At 46.8% G+C, this 18,027-nt stretch carries 12 protein-coding genes; 8 read left to right on the plus strand and 4 right to left on the minus strand.

Annotation, left to right across the window (positions count from 1 at the left end; translation table 11 throughout):
* The first annotated feature begins 28 nt into the window (after positions 1-28).
* Positions 29-1,861, plus strand: a complete 1,833-nt coding sequence (locus LLH06_RS00925; RefSeq protein WP_228171360.1) for an ABC transporter ATP-binding protein — start codon at positions 29-31, stop codon at positions 1,859-1,861.
* A gap of 9 nt (positions 1,862-1,870) precedes the next feature.
* Here LLH06_RS00925 and LLH06_RS00930 read toward each other — a convergent pair whose 3' ends face one another.
* Entirely contained in the window at positions 1,871-2,959 is a 1,089-nt protein-coding gene (locus LLH06_RS00930) for an acyltransferase family protein (protein ID WP_228171361.1), read from the minus strand.
* 156 nt (positions 2,960-3,115) lie between these two features.
* Here LLH06_RS00930 and rlmD point away from each other — a divergent pair, with 156 nt between their 5' ends.
* From rlmD to LLH06_RS00950, 4 genes are all read left to right on the plus strand, one after another.
* Positions 3,116-4,528, plus strand: coding sequence for a 23S rRNA (uracil(1939)-C(5))-methyltransferase RlmD (gene rlmD, locus LLH06_RS00935; protein WP_228171362.1), 1,413 nt, complete (start codon positions 3,116-3,118; stop codon positions 4,526-4,528).
* Positions 4,529-4,710: 182 nt separating this feature from the next.
* Positions 4,711-5,100, plus strand: coding sequence for a hypothetical protein (locus LLH06_RS00940; protein WP_228171363.1), 390 nt, complete (start codon positions 4,711-4,713; stop codon positions 5,098-5,100).
* Between the two features lie 83 nt (positions 5,101-5,183).
* The gene (locus tag LLH06_RS00945) at positions 5,184-5,690 is read left to right on the plus strand and encodes a phosphoribosyltransferase family protein (RefSeq protein WP_228171364.1); all 507 of its coding nucleotides are present in this window, start codon (positions 5,184-5,186) and stop codon (positions 5,688-5,690) included.
* A gap of 121 nt (positions 5,691-5,811) precedes the next feature.
* A complete protein-coding gene (locus LLH06_RS00950; RefSeq protein WP_228171365.1) occupies positions 5,812-6,453 on the plus strand; it encodes a porin family protein in 642 nt (213 codons plus the stop codon).
* Between the two features lie 56 nt (positions 6,454-6,509).
* Here LLH06_RS00950 and LLH06_RS00955 read toward each other — a convergent pair whose 3' ends face one another.
* The 3 genes from LLH06_RS00955 to LLH06_RS00965 all read right to left on the minus strand — a co-directional run bounded on the left by LLH06_RS00955 (position 6,510) and on the right by LLH06_RS00965 (position 9,709).
* The gene (locus tag LLH06_RS00955; protein WP_228171367.1) at positions 6,510-7,790 is read right to left on the minus strand and encodes a replication-associated recombination protein A; all 1,281 of its coding nucleotides are present in this window, start codon (positions 7,788-7,790) and stop codon (positions 6,510-6,512) included.
* An 84-nt stretch (positions 7,791-7,874) separates the two neighbouring features.
* Positions 7,875-8,627, minus strand: coding sequence for a LytR/AlgR family response regulator transcription factor (locus LLH06_RS00960; protein WP_228171368.1), 753 nt, complete (start codon positions 8,625-8,627; stop codon positions 7,875-7,877).
* Positions 8,628-8,647: 20 nt separating this feature from the next.
* Positions 8,648-9,709 carry a sensor histidine kinase gene (locus LLH06_RS00965; RefSeq protein WP_228171369.1) on the minus strand — a complete coding sequence of 354 codons (1,062 nt, stop codon included), beginning with the start codon at positions 9,707-9,709 and terminating at the stop codon, positions 8,648-8,650.
* A gap of 353 nt (positions 9,710-10,062) precedes the next feature.
* On the opposite strand from LLH06_RS00965, the gene LLH06_RS00970 reads away from it, so the two are divergent.
* From LLH06_RS00970 to LLH06_RS00980, 3 genes are all read left to right on the plus strand, one after another.
* Positions 10,063-12,993, plus strand: coding sequence for a SusC/RagA family TonB-linked outer membrane protein (locus LLH06_RS00970; protein ID WP_228171370.1), 2,931 nt, complete (start codon positions 10,063-10,065; stop codon positions 12,991-12,993).
* Between the two features lie 24 nt (positions 12,994-13,017).
* Positions 13,018-14,520: a RagB/SusD family nutrient uptake outer membrane protein gene (locus LLH06_RS00975; protein ID WP_228171371.1), complete on the plus strand. Its 1,503-nt coding sequence runs from the start codon at positions 13,018-13,020 to the stop codon at positions 14,518-14,520.
* A gap of 362 nt (positions 14,521-14,882) precedes the next feature.
* Positions 14,883-18,026, plus strand: a complete 3,144-nt coding sequence (locus tag LLH06_RS00980; RefSeq protein WP_228171372.1) for a SusC/RagA family TonB-linked outer membrane protein — start codon at positions 14,883-14,885, stop codon at positions 18,024-18,026.
* The last annotated feature ends 1 nt before the right edge of the window (position 18,027 follow it).

Here is an 18,027-nt window from a genome sequence, read left to right on the forward strand (position 1 = left end):
ATTTACCTTTGCCGATCAAACATATTGGATGAAGACATATTTCAGGCTGTTATCGTTCGCTAAGCCGATCGAGAAGTTCGCCATACCATATATTATAACCACACTGCTGGCCGTGGTTTTCAATACCCTTAACCTGGCTTTGCTGATCCCGCTGCTGCAAACTTTGTTTTTTAAGAACGACCCGGCCACTACGGCGGCTTACATCAATGCTGCTCCGCCATCGATATTTAACCTGAGCGCTTTCTTTAACTATTACGTGAACTTAATGGTGAGCCAGTACGGCGATTGGGGCGCACTCAAGTATGCCTGCGGTATCGTTGTAGGTTCAGTGTTCTTAGGTAACGTTTTCAGGTACCTGTCTCAACGTACCATGGAGAACCTGCGTGCTCATACATTGCTCAACCTGCGCCGCTCGGTGTTCAATAACGTGATGGACCTGCACATGGGTTACTTTAACAATGAGCGTAAGGGGGATATCATTTCCAAGATCGCCTCTGACGTGCAGGTGGTACAATACTCGGTGACCGGTACCCTGCAGGTAGTTTTCAAAGAGCCGATGCAGATCATCTTTTACGTGTGTGCGTTGCTGGCCATCTCGGTCAAACTGACCATTTACTCGCTATTGGTCATCCCGATCTCGGGCCTGATCATCTCACGTATCGTAAAACGCCTTAAGCAGCAGGCCGTGGCGTTGCAAAGTACTTATGGGGTTATGATCAGTTACTTGGACGAAGCCCTATCAGGTATCAAGATCGTTAAGGCGTTCAATGCCGGTAATTTTACTAAAGACCGCTTTGATGCCGAGAATTTGAAATATACTCGTATCATCAAAGCTATGGCCCGCAGACAGCAAATGGCCTCTCCCGTGTCAGAAACGTTGGGGGCGGTCACGATCGCGGCGTTGATCCTGTATGGCGGTTATTTGATCTTTAATCACGATACCGAACTGAGCCCGGCTGCTTTTATCGGTTACATCGCCTTGTTCTCGCAAGTGACCCGGCCGGTCAAGTCCATATCTGATTCATTCAGTAGCATCCACTCAGGCATTGCCGCGGGCGAACGTGTGCTGGAGCTGATCGATGAGCGTTCGGCCGTTACTGATGACCCGCAAGCTATCGAGTTGCCTGGCTTTGAGCAGCAGATCACTTTCGAGAAAGTGTCCTTTGCCTATGGCGACAACGAGGTATTACACGAGGTCGATCTGACCATACCTAAAGGCAAGACCGTTGCATTGGTCGGTCCTTCGGGTGGTGGTAAATCCACCATGATGGACCTGATCCCGCGCTTTGCCGACCCAAGCAATGGCTTGATCCGCATAGATGGCCATGACATTAAAAAGGTGACCATGGGCTCGTTGCGTAACCTGATGGGGGTAGTGAACCAGGAATCGATCTTGTTCAACGATACCATTTTCAACAACATCGCCTTTGCTAAGCCCTGGGCCACGCAACAAGAAGTGGAAGCTGCGGCCCGAATAGCCAATGCGCATAACTTTATCTCGGAGACCGAGAATGGCTATCAGACCAACATAGGCGACCGTGGTTCTAAACTTTCGGGCGGACAAAAACAGCGTATCTGTATCGCACGTGCGGTGTTGAGCAATCCGCCGATCATGTTGCTGGATGAGGCTACCTCGGCGTTAGATACCGAATCGGAAAAACTGGTGCAGGATGCGTTGAACAACCTAATGAGGAACCGTACCTCGCTGATCATCGCTCACCGATTGAGCACCATTCAAAATGCCGACATTATCGTTGTTTTGGAGAAGGGCCGCGTGGTCGAGCAAGGCACCCATACCGAACTGATGCAGCACAACGGTGTTTACCGTAAGCTGATCACCATGCAAACCTTTCAATCGTAAGTAAGGGGTTCAATTGCCGATGACGCCTTTGGCTTTGGTTGCACCGATAACCCGGACAATGAGCAGGGTGATGGCATAGGTGATCACAAAGAATACCGTTTTATAAGCCACAAAGTATGGAATGGCCATTTGGGCCTGATCGACGTGCAAGGGTCTTAAGATCTCGGGCGTCACAAATCCCAGTACGATCGCATGCACCAGGTACATCCCAAAAGTGGTATCACGCGGTTTCAGGTAATAAAGTGCCTTAAAGGTCTTGGCCTTGAGCAACAACGCGAACATCGATAGCGAGTAAAGCACGTTAGTGGCCTTAAGCGTGTTGAAGTTATGAACACTGTGTTGATGCTCGAGGTAGATGGCCTCCTGCACTGCGGCGTAACCGGTGGCGATCACTAACAGGATCAGCACCCAGTAAGGTACTTTGGCCAGCCATTGATCAACCAGTTCAAAATTCTTACGCAGTTGCGCACCCAGCCATAAAAAGAACACAAAGCCTAATATGGCCGTGGTGTGTGCGGCCGATATCCACTCATAATGTACGTTGATACTGTAAAATATGGTGAATAGCAGCAGTATACCCCCGAACCATTTGTTGTACAGGTACTTTTTAAAGATGAGCAACAGCGTGATGCTCACCATAAAGTTGATGATGAACCAGTAGTTGGTATACAGGTATATCTCCTTTACCTCGGCCAGTATGGCGCTCATATTAAAGCGCCCATCATGATACATGTTCTCCTTCACCCGCAGGTTAATGGTAAATACAGCCAGGAACACCAGCGACCAGAATAGCCACGGCCCGAACGTATTATTAAAGCGGCGTTTCAGGTACTCGCCGGGTGTATAAAGCGTGAACTTGTCACTGATCAGGAAGCCGGCCAGCAAAAAGAAGGCAATAGTACCGAACTTGGTGAGCTGCACCATATACAGGTAGAACCCATATTTGGATGATGCCGCCGTTAAAGGCACCCCGGCACCCAGGCTATGCTCGCCCACAATGGCAATGATGGCCAGCGCACGTATATGATCAACAAAATCATAGTTGGTCTTTTTAGGGGCGGCACTTACGGCAGGGTTATCCATCGGGGTAGGGGTCATTGAGCTACAAAAGTATCAAAAAAGCCACTCGAAGCACTTGATGAGCGAACGCCGCGGTCAACTTTATGGTATTGAACGCAAGCCACGCGGTTTTAGTTCATGGCCGGTGGCGAGCCTCAAGCACTACCCATTCCTTTTTATTACCTTTGCAGCCTCATGAGAAAAGGTAAGAGAACGCCTAACCTGCGGTTCGACGATGTAGCGGTGATCGACATTGCCGAAGAAGGAAAAGGTGTAGGCAAGGCCGAGGATCTGGTACTGTTCATTGAAAAAGCGGTACCCGGCGATGTGGTGGATATAGAGGTCTACCGTAAAAAGAAGAATTTTGGGGAGGCCAAGATCACAACCCTAAAGCAGCCATCTGAGCACCGCACAGATGCATTTTGCCAGCACTTTGGCACCTGCGGCGGTTGTAAATGGCAACACATGACCTATGAGGCCCAATTGCAGTTCAAGCAAAAGGCCGTTACCGATGCGCTTACCCGCCTGGCCAAACTGGATGTGAGCCATTGCCTGCCGATAGTAGGTTCGCCTGCCGATCGTTATTACCGCAATAAACTGGAATATACCTTTAGCAACAAACGCTGGCTCAACGATGGGGAGAACCGTACCTACGAAGCCGTTGACATGGACGCGCTGGGTTTCCACATCCCAGGCCGTTTTGATAAGATCCTGGACATTGAGTATTGCTACCTGCAGGCCGACCCATCCAACGATCTGCGTTTACAGATCCGTGATCATGCCAAAAAGCACGGCATGAGCTTTTATGATGTTCGTGAGCATACCGGCGCGTTACGTAACCTGATCATCCGCACTTCATCTACCGGTGAGCTGATGGTGATCGTGGTGTTCGCTTATGCTACCGAGGAGCAGATCCGTGAGTTGATGGGCTATGTGGAGCGCGAGTTCCCGCAGGTAACGTCGTTGTTATATATCATCAACCAAAAAAAGAACGATACCATATTTGACCAGGACGTGATCGCCTGGAAAGGTCCGGAATATATTCACGAGCACATGGATGACATCCGGTTCCGCATTGGCCCTAAATCGTTCTACCAAACCAATGCCGTGCAAGCCAAGCGCTTGTATGAGATAGCGCGCGACATGGCGCAATTCAAAGGCGACGAACTGGTCTATGACCTGTACACCGGTGCCGGTACGATCGCCAATTTTGTGGCCGGTCATGTACGTGAGGTGATCGGGGTGGAGTATGTGCCATCGGCCATTGAGGATGCCAAGGTGAACTCGGGCATCAACAACATCCACAACACCAAATTTTACGCCGGGGACATGAAGGATGTACTGGATGCCAGCTTTGTGGCCCAGCATGGCAAGCCCGACGTGATCATTACCGATCCGCCGCGCGCAGGCATGCACGCCGACGTGGTGGACCGCCTAATGGAGATCGAGGCGCCGCGCATCGTTTACGTAAGTTGCAATGCTGCCACACAAGCCCGCGATCTTATTGTATTAAAAGAAAAGTACGACGTGGTGCAGGTGCAGCCTGTGGACATGTTCCCGCATACACAACACGTAGAGAACGTGGTACTGCTGGAGTTGAAGAAATAATGGCCCCACCTATATCCTCCCCGGGAGGAGGACTTAGAACTCTTTCCTTTGATGGGTTGTGGGTGATGGACTTAATAACGCACCGTCATTGCGAGGAACGAAGCAACCTCTGCGTAGGCATATCGGCCTCATATTGCAGAGATCGCTTCGTGCCTCGCGATGACGGATATAATAAATGACCTATGGATCCTGAAGAACTGCTTAACGAAAATAACAACCAGAAAAAAGAAAGCCCGCTGAAAAGCCTGGAGGTAGATCTGCGTTTATACAGCGAATCGATCCGCGAGATATCGGTCGAGATCATGGTGGAAGGGCTTTCGTCATATCCGATCTTTGTGGCTCACCAGCATGAGGTATCCCTTGGCGAACTCATACTGGATAAAGAGGATCTGAACACCGATTGGACCATACACGCCTCAACACTGGAAGAATTTGTGGAGAAGAAGATCATTAAACAGGAACTTAAACAGCGCTTCATCGACAATTACAAGAACCCGCACGACTTTATGTGCGTGTTCGTGATCGTGCCCGAAGGCGCCAATTTTGTATTTTTTCCGTACGGAAAAGAATAGTTCTATATTTGAACTGTATAGCGATAGCCAAGCTGAATGGCAAGCCGTTAAAAGCACGTTCAGCTCAATAACCGTTCACTACCATGCCCGATAAGATCTTAATACTGAACCACCAGCAGATACAGCAAAAGCTTGATCGTATAGCGTACCAGATCCTTGAAGATAATTTTGAGGAAGAGGAAGTGGTGATCGCGGGCATCCTGTCGCAAGGCAGCGTGATCGCCGGCAGGTTGAAGGCCGTGCTGGAAAAGATCGCACCGTTCAAGATCAGCATGATCAATATCCAGATCGAGAAGAACAGCAGCCATTTGCAATTCAGTGTTGATACCGATATCAAGATCTGTGAGAACAAGGCCGTGATCCTGGTAGATGACGTGCTGAACAGCGGCAAGACCCTGGCCTATGGCTTCGGCGTTTTCCTTGACGTGCCACTAAAAAAACTGCGTACCGTGGTACTGGTGGATCGTAACCACAAAAGCTTCCCTGTAAGTACCGATTATGCAGGTATAGCCCTTTCAACCGTACTTAAACAACACGTTTACGTGTCGCTAAATGAGAGCGGCGAGGACGACGCAGTGTATCTGGGTTAGTCTATTTCTATCAAAACTCACCCTGCTTACCTCATTCAGGTGTGATCTTTTTTTGGAGGACGCAATAAACCTATGGCGCCAAGTCATATCTATACCTGTAAATTCAGAAAACTCACGCCTTATGAAACGACTATTATTTGCCATAGCGATCCTGTTGTTCATTTCGGTAACGGCCGATGCTCAGCGTCGGGGTTATCGTAAACAACGCTCAAGCGACGATTTTTATCAGCCACGTGTCGGTTTGACCGGCGGGTTGAACCTTGCCAACACCATCAGTTCGCGCAACTCTGATATCAGCACCAACACCCGTGCAGGTTTCAATGCCGGTCTGTTCGTGGATATACCGATCATTTACCCATTATCCATCCAGCCAGAGGTGCTATACTCGCAAAAAGGTTATCGTGCTAACACTGCTTACGGTGATTTTGCCCAGCGCGCCAACTTTATAGATGTGCCGATCATGGCTAAGCTTAAAGTGGTACCGGCCTTGAACGTGTTAGTAGGTCCGCAGATCTCGTTCTTGATGAACACGCGCAATACCTATTACAACGGTTTTACCACCTTGCAGGAAAGAAGATATGATTACAACGGCGACAAGACCTTTTTAGGCGGCGTGATCGGTGTGACCGTAGACCTGAACAGAAATGTTGACCTGCGTGGCCGCTACAACATCGACTTCCGCGAGAACGATCCTGACGGAAGCTCGGGTACACCCAGCTACCGCAACCAGGTATGGCAATTTGGGTTAGGCTTTAAATTTTAAACGCCACTGCGTTATCAAAAGGCCATGTGGAGTAATTCACATAGCCTTTTTCATTATCAGTATTTGTAACGTTGTGTCCAGTACTTCTTCATCTTTTCGCGGGCCTCGTTCTCGCGGGCGTTGTTGCCGGGGTCGTAAATGATGGTTCCGCGGATGGCTTCTGGTAAGAAGTCCTGGTCAATAAAGTTGCCCTCGTAACTGTGGGCATATTTGTATTCCTTGCCGTAGCCAATATTCTTCATCAGTTTAGTAGGAGCGTTACGCAGGTGTAAGGGTACGGGCAGGTCGCCGGTCTGTTTCACCAAAGCGATAGCGGCACCTATAGCCGTAGTGGCCGAGTTGCTTTTAGGCGAAGTGGCCAAATATATCGCCGTTTGCGACAAGATCAGTTGCGACTCGGGTATGCCGATCACCTTCACTGCGTCAAAGCAGCTTTGCGCCAATAATAAAGCATTAGGGTTGGCATTGCCAATATCCTCTGAGGCCAGTATAAGCATACGGCGGGCAATGAAGGTTGGGTCCTCGCCGCCTACCAGCATACGGGCCAGCCAGTACACCGCACCATTAGGGTCGCTTCCCCGCATCGATTTGATGAACGCCGAGATGATATCGTAATGCTGCTCCCCGGCCTTATCATACAGGGCCATGTTCTGCTGTACGTTCTCCAGCACGGCATCGTTGGTCACCACGATCTCGGGTGCGTCAATGGCGTTCAGTAATAATTCAAATATGTTGAGCAGTTTACGTGCATCGCCGCCCGAAAGGCGAAGCAGGGCCTCGTGCTCCTTTAAAGTGATGTTCTTATGCTTGAGCACCTCATCCTCGGTCATGGCCTTGTTGAGCAGGGCCAGCAGGTCGCTCTCCTCCAAATGCTGTAATATATATACCTGGCACCGCGACAGTAACGCCGAGATGACCTCGAACGAAGGGTTCTCGGTAGTGGCGCCGATCAGGGTAACGATACCACGTTCTACCGCACCCAGCAACGAGTCTTGCTGCGATTTCGAGAAACGGTGTATCTCATCGATAAATAGAACTGGCAAGGTTTGTCCGCCTTGCTTAAGTAAAGAGGCCTTCTCGATCACCTCGCGCACATCCTTTACACCCGAATTGATGGCGCTCAACGAAAAGAACGGGCGTGATAAGCCTTGCGAAATGATATAGGCTAGCGTGGTCTTACCCACCCCGGGTGGCCCCCAAAAGATCATGGATGGCAGGTTCCCACTCTCTATCGCTTTGCGAAGCACCGCGCCAGGCCCCACCAGGTGTTTCTGTCCCACATAATCATCCAGCGTTCTTGGCCGCATACGCTCGGCCAACGGCGGCAAATTATTCATGTTGGTAAAATTGCCTAAAGTTGCCCTCAAATCCTAATCAAATGGATGCCGACATATGGGTCTCCGGATATATTTGTATATATACTATATGTCGAACCGCTCGCGAAGCATCTCACTGTTGGATCGGCTTGAGGTGAGCTTACTGCCTTCGGCATTGTTCATTACAAATACCAGTGCGCCATTAAACCCGCGGCGTATCTCTTTGATCTGTTCGGTATTGATGATGCTGCTGCGATGGATGCGCAAAAAACGTTCGGGCAGCTTTTCTTCCAACGACGATATGGTAAGGTCGGTGAGGTGCTTCTTGCCATCGGCCGTGTGGAGGAAAACGTATTTGTCCTCAGCCTCTATATAAATGATATCGTCCAGCTTGATGAGCAAGATCTTGTCCCCGATCTTGACCGTAAGCGTCTTGATGTCCTTCTTGATCGTAAAGTGCTTCATCAACATATCAATGGGCAGGTTAGCCTGCGGCTGCTGCATGGTATGATGAAGTTTTTTAACGGTCTTTTCCAACCGTTCGGCCTCAATGGGTTTGAGCAGGTAATCTACCGAATCCTCTTCAAAAGCCTTGATGGCGTACTGATCATAGGCTGTGGTGAAGATCACTTTGGGCTGATGCTGCAATTTGGATAACATCTCAAAGCCGTTCAAAACTGGCATCTCTATGTCTAAAAAGATCAGTTGGGGTTTAAGGGCCTCTATCTTCTCCAGTCCGTCGGCACCGTTTATGGCCTCGGCTACAATGTCGAACTCGTCAAAAGGCTTTAGTAAACGTTTAAGGCGCTGACGGGCCAGTTGCTCGTCATCAATGATCATGGTGGTCCAGGTATTCATGTATATATAAGTTTATAAGGTCAGGATAAAGGCAAGCTGATCAGGATGTGCTTGTGTGGTTCATTAGTAAGCTGCATTTCCTGGTCATCGCCATAAAGTAACTGCAATTTATCATAGGTGCTTTGCAGGCCGTAACCCATGTCCAGCTCGGCGGGGAAGGGGCGTCCGTTGTCGGCCACCTCAATCATAAGGCGCTGGCCTTTGCGGTAAAGGCTTATACTGAGTTTACCATCCTGCGCGGTGTTATTCAGGCCGTGCTTCAGTGCGTTCTCCACCAAGGGCTGTATCAGGAAACGGGGCATCATGGCATGTGATAACGCCGGGTCAATGTTAGAGCTGAACTCGATACGGTCGCCAAAGCGAACCTTCTCGATATCCAGGTACGTGTTCACGATCTCCATCTCATCTTTCACGGTGGCCAGATTCTCCTGCTGGCTGTTGATACTGTACCGAAAAAGCTTTGACAGTTTGAGTGTCATGTCCTCAGCCTTATCGGCATCCTCATGGATCAGGCTGGCTATCGAATTAAGCGAGTTATATAAAAAATGCGGATTGATCTTGGATTGCAAGGTCTGTAGTTCGGCCTGGGTCTTTAGGTTCTTGATGCGAGCCAGGTCAAGTTCCTTTTCCTGCAGGCGCGCACGCATTTGTGAGCGCTGTGCATTTAATAAATATAATATGGTGCCCACGATCAGTACGATGACGAAAGTGAATCGATAATCGGCAAAATGCTGGAGCGGTACGTAAGGTGTACGGAAGATCAAGGATACAAGCATGTACGACACCTCGACCCCGATGAGCATGCCTAATAAGTTACTAGCATAGTATGCTACGATGAATACCCAGAGGCTTACCCTTTGCGGGCGCAGGAACCTTTCGTATAAATAAAGGCTGCTGGTGATGCTCATGGTGATGACCACGCTAAACATAACGGTGAGCAGCATATCGCGCGGAGGCATCATTTTTTTAACGAACACCGAGCGAACGACGCAAATAAGTACCCCAACCAGTATGCTGACAGGCAGATTTTTCAGATTTGCCCGTAAAATGGAGGTGTTAATGATCTTATGGTCTACTTTCATCGCCTCAAAAATGGTTAAAATGCGAATAACGGATATAATAAACCGATGAATTGCATTATAAACAGGACAAATTGTTCAAAACGTCTAGAATCAGTGGTGGCAAAAGGGCATTAGCCGGATATTAACCGATGTTATGATTTATTATAATTTCCTTAGATCTTCTAATTTCTTTCCTTTTGCGATAGTAAAATTAGCTTCTGGGTTAAAAACAGTCGACTAAGGCAATTGTGTAGCTTATTTTAGACATAAAAAATAAAAAAAAGACTAAAAAGTGTACAGTTGGATGTTGTTTAATTGCTCCGATCTGTTAAATTTGGGATCACTTAATTAACTCATTTAACTAAAATTGACTAATGAAGAAAGTTTTACTTAATTTTTTCTTAGTTCTGTTAGTGCTGCTGGGAAGCCAGGCGTATGCACAGAACAGAGTTTCCGGTAAGGTTACCGGAAAAGACGACGGTCAGCCTCTGGTAGGGGTGAGCGTTAAAATCAAGGGTAGTACGTTGGGTACTCAAACCGGGGCGGATGGACGATTTGTCTTGAACGCTCCTGCCAATGCTACTATTATATTCTCCTACATCGGGTTCGTTACACAAGAGGTGGCGGCATCTACGGACATGAATGTAAGCCTAATTGGCGCTTCAGGTCAATTGGCCGATGTGGTAGTAGTAGCTTACGGTGCGCAGAAGAAAGAAGCCATCACCGGTTCAGTAGCATCGCTTAGTAGCAAAGACCTTGACAAGCGTACCGTTACCAACATTGCGGCATCATTGCAGGGTTTAGCACCAGGTATTCAAGTTGCTGCTTCTAATGGCCAGCCGGGTGCAACTCCTACTATTCGTATTCGCGGGTTTGGTTCATTTAGTGCTTCTCAAGCTCCTTTATACGTGTTAGACGGTTCGGTGTACGATGGAAGTATCGGTGACATTAACCAGAACGATGTAGAAAGTATCTCTGTGCTTAAAGACGCATCTGCTTCGGCGTTATATGGTTCACGCGGTGCGAACGGCGTAGTGATCATTACCACTAAAAGAGGTAAAGGTGCCAACCCCACCATCAGCGCTAATTTAACTCAGGGTTTTTCTGAAAGAGGCATTCCAGAGTATGATAGGGTAAACGCTTATCAATACTATCCACTGGTATGGCAAGGTATCAAGAACAACTTGATGTATACAGCATCTCCGACCCTGACAGAAGCTAATGCTGCGGCCAGAGCGAGTGCAACAGTTGGAACTAACCTTGTTTATAACCCATTTAATGTGCCAGCTAATCAGGTTGTTGGCTTGGACGGTGCTATCAATCCGAATGCATCATTACTGTATGATGATTTTGATTGGTTCAAAGCAATGCAACGCACAGGTAAAAGAACTGATGCTAACCTAAGTGTTTCTGGAAGGACAGATAAGACCGATTACTTCATTTCGACCGGTTACCTGAAAGATAATAGCCTTACACAGTCTCAATGGTTCGATTATGGAACTTATCCTGGTGCTGTGAACCGTCCGCAAGGTGCATCTCCAGGTCGTCACGTTCTTTATGAGACCATGTTGAACGAGTATATGACAAGAAGGAACCAGATGAGCGCGAGGACTTACGTTGAAGTGAAGTTCTTGAAAGATTTCACCTTCACTCCTACCTTTAGTGTAGATCTTCGTAATAATAATGGTTCTACCTTCCAAAATAAGCTGGTAGGTGACGGTGTTACCCAAGGTGGTTATAAATCACAAAGCAATAACACTATCCGCTCATACACTTTCAACCAGATCCTACGTTACGACAAAACTATCGCAGGTGATCATAACATCACAGCTTTGGTAGGTCATGAGAACTATGATTATGATTATCGTACATTCTCAGCGGCCCGTACTACCCAGATCTTAGCCGGAAATACCGAGTTCGCAAATTTCGCTACTGCTAACAGTTCAAGTGGTCAGGCTGATAAAGATCGTATCGAATCAATATTTTCTCAGGCAACTTACAATTACAAAGAAAAGTATTTTATAGATGGATCATTGCGTCGTGACGGTTCATCGAGGTTCGCCCCTAAAGTTCGTTGGGGTACCTTCTTCTCAGTAGGTGGTGGCTGGTCGATCAGTAAAGAAGATTTCTTAAGAAAAGCTACTTGGATCGATGACCTGAGGCTAAAAGCATCTTACGGCCAAGTGGGTAATAATAAGTTACTTGATGGTGATAATGCTAACTATTATGCCGACAGGTCTTTCTATGAGCTTGGATGGAATAACGGTCTTGAGCCAGGAGCGCTGTTAAATTCAGTGGCCAATCCTGATCTGAGATGGGAAAAACAAAATACCTTCAATGCAGGTGTAAGCTTCTCGTTATTCAACAGAAGGTTGACAGGTGAGGTAGAGTATTTCAAGAAGACAGTTAATGACCTGCTGTTCAATGTTCCGTTAGCTATATCTGACCCGGTAACTACTATTCCTCGCAACATCGGTTCGATGTACAACAAAGGTATAGAGATCCAACTGGGAGGAGATATCGTGCGCAGCAAAAGCTTTAACTGGAACTTGTTGACCAACTGGACCTTCCTGAAAAACAAAGTTACAAGCTTACCAAGTGGTCTTCCTATCATTAGCGGCACCAAAAGGAGAGAAGAAGGTTACGACTATTACCAATTCTGGTTAAGGCAGTATGCCGGCGTCGATCCAGCTGATGGTTCAGCACTATACGTACCTGACTACTCAACCACTATACTTGCTGCTAACAAGCGTACAGTTAACGGTGTAGAATATGTGACCTCGCAATCGAACGCTCTTTTTGCGCGTTCAGGTTCAGCGATCCCTGATCTTAGCGGCTCTTTCACCAATACATTTAGTTATAAGAACCTGTCATTGACCGTTTTGGCCACATACCAAATAGGTGGTAAATATTATGATGGTCAATATCAAGGTTTGATGAGTGTTGGTAGCTATGGTTCGTCAATGCACATTGACCAGTTGAAGGCTTGGACCCAAACCAATACTACTGCTAGCATCCCTAGGATCGATTACGGTAAAACAGCTGATATCAACGCAACATCTTCAAGATGGTTGGTAGATGCTTCATTCTTGGCTATACGTAACGTTAACTTGGCGTACAACCTGCCAAGGAACTGGCTTCGTAAAGTTGACATCACAGGCGCAAGATTGTTCGTTACCGGTGAAAATCTTCATTTGTTCTCAAAGCGTAAAGGTTTAAATCCAACAGAAAGCTTTGATGGTACCAACTCTACTACTTATCCTCAAGCAAGGATGTTAAGTGTTGGATTAAACGTTACTTTATAATATAGACCATAATATCCGAGAGATATGAAAAAGATATTACTTTCAGGTGTACTTGCCGCGGCTGTTTTAGCAGGCCCTGGTTGCAAGAAAGAATACCTGCAGACCAACCCTACTGATCGTGTTGACAACGTCGCGATCTTTGCAACGGCAGACAATGCCAATGTTGCGCTTAATGGTATTTACCGATATATGTTCGAGAGAACGACAGCCACTACCTCCAACGTTCAGGGAAAACCGGGTGTTGCAGGTATATTGTTGGGTATCGACTTTATGGGTGAGGATCTTCATCAGGCCAACGCGACCTGGTTCACGTCTACAGGTGAAGGCAACTACGTTGCGTCACGTAATGATAACGCAGGCAGCAATCTTTATTACTATCGTACCTTTTTTAGAATGATCGGTAATGCTAATGCTATCATTGACAATATTGATGCGGCCGAGGGAACTGCTGATGCTAAAGCGAGGATAAAAGCTGAGGCATTGACCATTAGAGCGTATTCATACTCTTACCTGGTTCAATTTTATGGTAACAGGTATGACCCTAATAACAAGCCCAATAATCAATTGGCCGTGCCAATGCCTTTAACAGCAACGGATTCAAAAATGCCGCGTGTATCGGTTGAAACTATATACACGCAGATCATAAAAGATCTTGATGCGGCCATCGCTTTGAACGCAGTACCTGCCAATAAAACTCATGCGAGCGTTTGGGTAGCCAGAGGTTTAAGAGCTCGTGTTGCTTTGACCATGGGCGATTATGCTACCGCTATCACTTTTGCTAAGCAGGTGGTTGATGGTAATCAATTCCCATTAATGAGCATTGCCGATTACCAAACAGGTTTTAATAACCTCAACCTTAGTGAGTACATGTGGGGTTGCAACCCTACTACTGAGCAAGGTGATACTTTTGGTTCTGTTTTCGCACAGATCGCTTATAATGCGAACACCACTTATCAGCGTGGTACGCCAAAAATGATTAACTCGGCGTTATACGACAGAATATCATCTACTGACGTTAGAAAGAAGATGTGGGAGCCTACCCCAACAGCCACTAATTTTCCACTTCCAACAACAGCTTTTACCAGAAGGCCGTACATGAGTCGTAAATTTTCGGTAAAAACTGTTGGTGATCCATCGCTGGGCGATTACCCATGGATGCGGAGCGCCGAAATGCATTTGATCTTGGCCGAAGCTTATGCAAGAAGTGGTCAAACAGCATTAGCGCAAGCGGCATTATTCGCGCTTGTATCTAAACGAGACCTTAGCGCAACCATCAGTACTAAAATAGGTACTGCGTTGATTGACGAGATCATGGATAATCGTAGAGTTGAGCTCTGGGGCGAAGGATTCCGTTATTTGGATCTTAAGCGTTTAAATCTTCCGCTTAATCGTACTGCAGTGCCAAACTATGTATCTGCATCTGTAAATGACGTAATGCAAATTCCTGCCGGAGATCCAAGATTTTTATTCCTGATCCCACGTGATGAGATCAACGCGAACCCTAATCTAGGTCCGCAAAACCCATAATAGGTTTAAAACTCAGTGTAATTAAAAAAGCCACCTCAAAAAGGTGGCTTTTTTTAGTTTGTTTGTGTTTAAGCCAAGTCATATTGTAACGAGCCAAATAAAATTTGGCAATTTCACTCAAAATGTTGGCGTATTAAGCATGTTGCGCTTTAAAAAAGTAGCAAAAAGTAGTTACAAAGCTTATAAAAAGCTCAAAAAATAGCGCTAATTATGGTAATCGCTCCACAAATATGTAATAGTAGACTGATTTTTATTTGATTTATAATTAAAATAGCGAATAACTGAAAAAAATACAGTTGATAGTTTGCAGAATTAAAAACTTTTAAAGTAAATTGTAACCGGATTAACTAAACTATTAACAAATGAAAAAAATTCTACAAAGTTTTTTGTGGGTTTTGCTGTTCATAGGTACGCAAGCCTATGCGCAAACCCGTACGGTTACAGGTACGGTGGTAGGGAAGGGTGACGGTATCCCTTTACCCGGAGTAAGTGTAACGGTACAAGGTACACGCACCGGTACCCAAACCGGCCCCGACGGTACCTTCTCACTTAAAATGGAGGCCGGTCAATCACTGGTATTTACTTACATCGGCTTTACCTCTCAAACAGTAAAGCCTACTGGTGACAGGATCACCGTTCAGTTAGATGGCTCTAACAGTTCCCTTAACGAAGTAGTGGTAGTAGGTTATGGTACACAATTGCGCCGTGAAGCACCAGGTAATATTGCATCTATAAAAGGTGGTGATATCGCACAGCAACCGGTACAGAACTTCCAACAAGCATTGGGCGGTCGTACTGCCGGTTTACAGGTAACGGTACCTTCAGGCTTGTTGAACTCTACCCCGGTGATCCGTCTACGTGGTGTGAACTCGATCGCATTGAGCTCTCAACCTTTATTCGTTATCGATGGTGTGCCTTCATTTGAGAATAACCAGAACGGTGGTACTGCCGCAGCGGCGAGCCCGCTGGGTAACATCAACCCTGAAGATATCGAAAGCATCGACGTGGCAAAAGACGCTGCTGCAGGTGCGATCTACGGTAGCCGCGCGGCCAACGGTGTGATCTTCGTGACCACCAAAAAAGGTAAAAAAGGCAAACCGGTAGTTACTTTAGATAACTATATTGGTTTCACTAAAGCTTATAACCTGCCAACGCTGTTGAACGCAAGCGAATTCACCGCTATCAAAAATGAAGCTTTGGTGAACGCCAACCTGTACAATGCATCTACTACTTACTTTGCTACACAGATCGGCCCTGATGGCCAGCCAGTGAACACTAACTGGTATGATCGGATCTACCGCACCGGTAAAACCTATAACAGCACATTAAGTGTATCAGGTGGTAATGATAACACGAACTACTATACCTCGGCCAACTTTACCAAGCAAGATGGTATCCTGATCAAGAACTCGTTCGAGAGAAAGAACATTTTGGCTAACGTTGACCACAAGATCAATCGCTACATCAGTATAGGTTCCAAATTACAATACACCAATCAGATCAATAAAGCGGCTACGGGCTCTGGCTCTCAGGACGACGCTTTCAGCATCACCGGTCTGGGTCGTATAGGTATCGTATTGTCACCTAACGTTTCGCCTTACAACAACGATGGTAGCTACAACCTGAGTGGTAACACACTGGGTATTCAGGCTAACCGTGGTGTTTCGTTCTCTTATTATAATATCCAACCGATCATTGATCTTAACCGCTCTAACAACGAGCTTAACCAGATCAGCAGCACCAACTACTTCCAGGTAAAACCTGTATCATGGTTAACTTTGAAGACCAACTTAGGTGTCGACGTTTTGTTAAGAAATACCGACAGTTTCCAAAACCCTATACAGGGCGACGGTGTGGCCAACAATGGCGTTGCTTCAGCTACCAACTCTACCCAAAAACGTTTCGTTTGGACCAACACTGCCCAGGCTTACAAGACATTTGGCAAGCATAGCCTTGATCTGTTGTTAGGTAACGAGCAAGATCGCCGTACCACCAGGGGTTACGGTATACAGCGTACCGGCATCTCTGATGCGGGCTTTAACGTGATCCAAGCAGGATACGCTAACAACGCGCCAAGTGGTAACGCTTACTCAGATTTTTACCTCGTATCTTTCTTCGGTCGTTTTAATTACGATTTTGATAAGAAATACGCGATCAGTGCCACTGTGCGTCGTGATGATTACTCTGTATTTGGTGCTAACAACAAAGCTGGTTATTTCCCTGGCTTCTCAGCAAGCTATGATATCTCTCGTGAAGATTTCTGGAAAGGCATCGGCGCCACCAGTGTGTTCAGCAGCTTCAAATTACGTGGTAGCTATGGTAAAGTAGGTAACGCCTCTAACTTTGGCGCGTACGATTCATATGGCTTGTTCGCTAATGGTCTGTATAACGGTGCAGCCACATTACAGTTCAACCAGACCGGTAACGCTGACCTAAGATGGGAGAAGATCTACAAAACCGATATCGGTGCCACCTTTGGTTTCCTTGATGATAAGATCACCGCTGAGGTCAACTATTACAAAAGTGACATCAAAGACCTGATCTTTAACGTGCCTACAATACCATCGGCCGGTTTGCCAAGTAGCCCTGCTGTGAACATTGGCTCGATGTACAATCGTGGTCTTGAAGTGACCTTGAGCGCAAGAGGTATCCAAACTAAAGATTTCAGCTGGACCCCATCATTCAATATCACCTTCAACCAAAACAAGCTGACCTATATCGTTCCAAGCGTGACCAAGTTGACCAACTCTACCTCGGGAACTGAGGTTACTAATATCAACGAAGTGGGTCATTCAGTTGGTAGCTTATACATTGTGCGTACAGCGGGTATCGATCCGGCCACAGGTCGTCGTATATTTGTGAACGGCGCTGGTCGTCAGGTTTATTATTACCCAAGCCCAGTACCTTCAGGCCGTTTCCAATGGGAGTATGCCGATGGTACCCAAGCACCGGCCATGTCGCAGGCAGCCGATGCTGTTAACTACCGTTCTACCATGCCTAAAGGTTACGGTGGTTTCTCCAACACCTTTACTTACAAAGGCTTTGACCTGAATGTGTTGGTGACCTTCCAGTACGGTTCATCGATCTACTACGGTACCCGTGCAGGTTTGCATGATCAGCGTTTTTGGAACAATGAGAACGACATCCTGACCGGCCGTTGGACAACTCCAGGCCAAACAGGGGCACAATTCGCTAAAGTGGTTTACAACGATAACGTATCTAACGGTTCATCATTACCATTGGACATCAACGTGTTCAGCGGCGACTTTATCAAGATCAAAAGCGCTAACCTGGGTTATAACTTCCCTAAAAGCGTAAGCTCTAAATTAGGTTTATCTAACCTGCGTTTGTATGTTAACGCCTATAACCTGGTGACATTCACCAAATACCCAGGTCCTGATCCGGAGATATCATCTAACGGTACTGCTAACAGCACGCAAGGTATAGACCGTAACCAGCCAGGTTTGCAAAGAACGCTAACTGCCGGTTTCAATGTTAAATTCTAAT

The organism is Mucilaginibacter daejeonensis, assembly GCF_020783335.1.
Taxonomy (GTDB): Bacteria; Bacteroidota; Bacteroidia; order Sphingobacteriales; family Sphingobacteriaceae; genus Mucilaginibacter; species Mucilaginibacter daejeonensis.

Bases quoted from the DNA above. Each gene is read 5' to 3' on its own strand.
- LLH06_RS00960 (WP_228171368.1), bottom strand. From the start codon at position 8,627: ATGAATACCTGGACCACCATGATCATTGATGACGAGCAACTGGCCCGT.
- LLH06_RS00965 (WP_228171369.1), bottom strand. From the start codon at position 9,709: ATGAAAGTAGACCATAAGATCATTAACACCTCCATTTTACGGGCAAAT.
- LLH06_RS00970 (WP_228171370.1), top strand. From the start codon at position 10,063: ATGAAGAAAGTTTTACTTAATTTTTTCTTAGTTCTGTTAGTGCTGCTG.
- rlmD (WP_228171362.1), top strand. From the start codon at position 3,116: ATGAGAAAAGGTAAGAGAACGCCTAACCTGCGGTTCGACGATGTAGCG.
- LLH06_RS00940 (WP_228171363.1), top strand. From the start codon at position 4,711: ATGGATCCTGAAGAACTGCTTAACGAAAATAACAACCAGAAAAAAGAA.
- LLH06_RS00955 (WP_228171367.1), bottom strand. From the start codon at position 7,790: ATGAATAATTTGCCGCCGTTGGCCGAGCGTATGCGGCCAAGAACGCTG.
- LLH06_RS00950 (WP_228171365.1), top strand. From the start codon at position 5,812: ATGAAACGACTATTATTTGCCATAGCGATCCTGTTGTTCATTTCGGTA.
- LLH06_RS00930 (WP_228171361.1), bottom strand. From the start codon at position 2,959: ATGACCCCTACCCCGATGGATAACCCTGCCGTAAGTGCCGCCCCTAAA.
- LLH06_RS00945 (WP_228171364.1), top strand. From the start codon at position 5,184: ATGCCCGATAAGATCTTAATACTGAACCACCAGCAGATACAGCAAAAG.
- LLH06_RS00980 (WP_228171372.1), top strand. From the start codon at position 14,883: ATGAAAAAAATTCTACAAAGTTTTTTGTGGGTTTTGCTGTTCATAGGT.
- LLH06_RS00975 (WP_228171371.1), top strand. From the start codon at position 13,018: ATGAAAAAGATATTACTTTCAGGTGTACTTGCCGCGGCTGTTTTAGCA.
- LLH06_RS00925 (WP_228171360.1), top strand. From the start codon at position 29: ATGAAGACATATTTCAGGCTGTTATCGTTCGCTAAGCCGATCGAGAAG.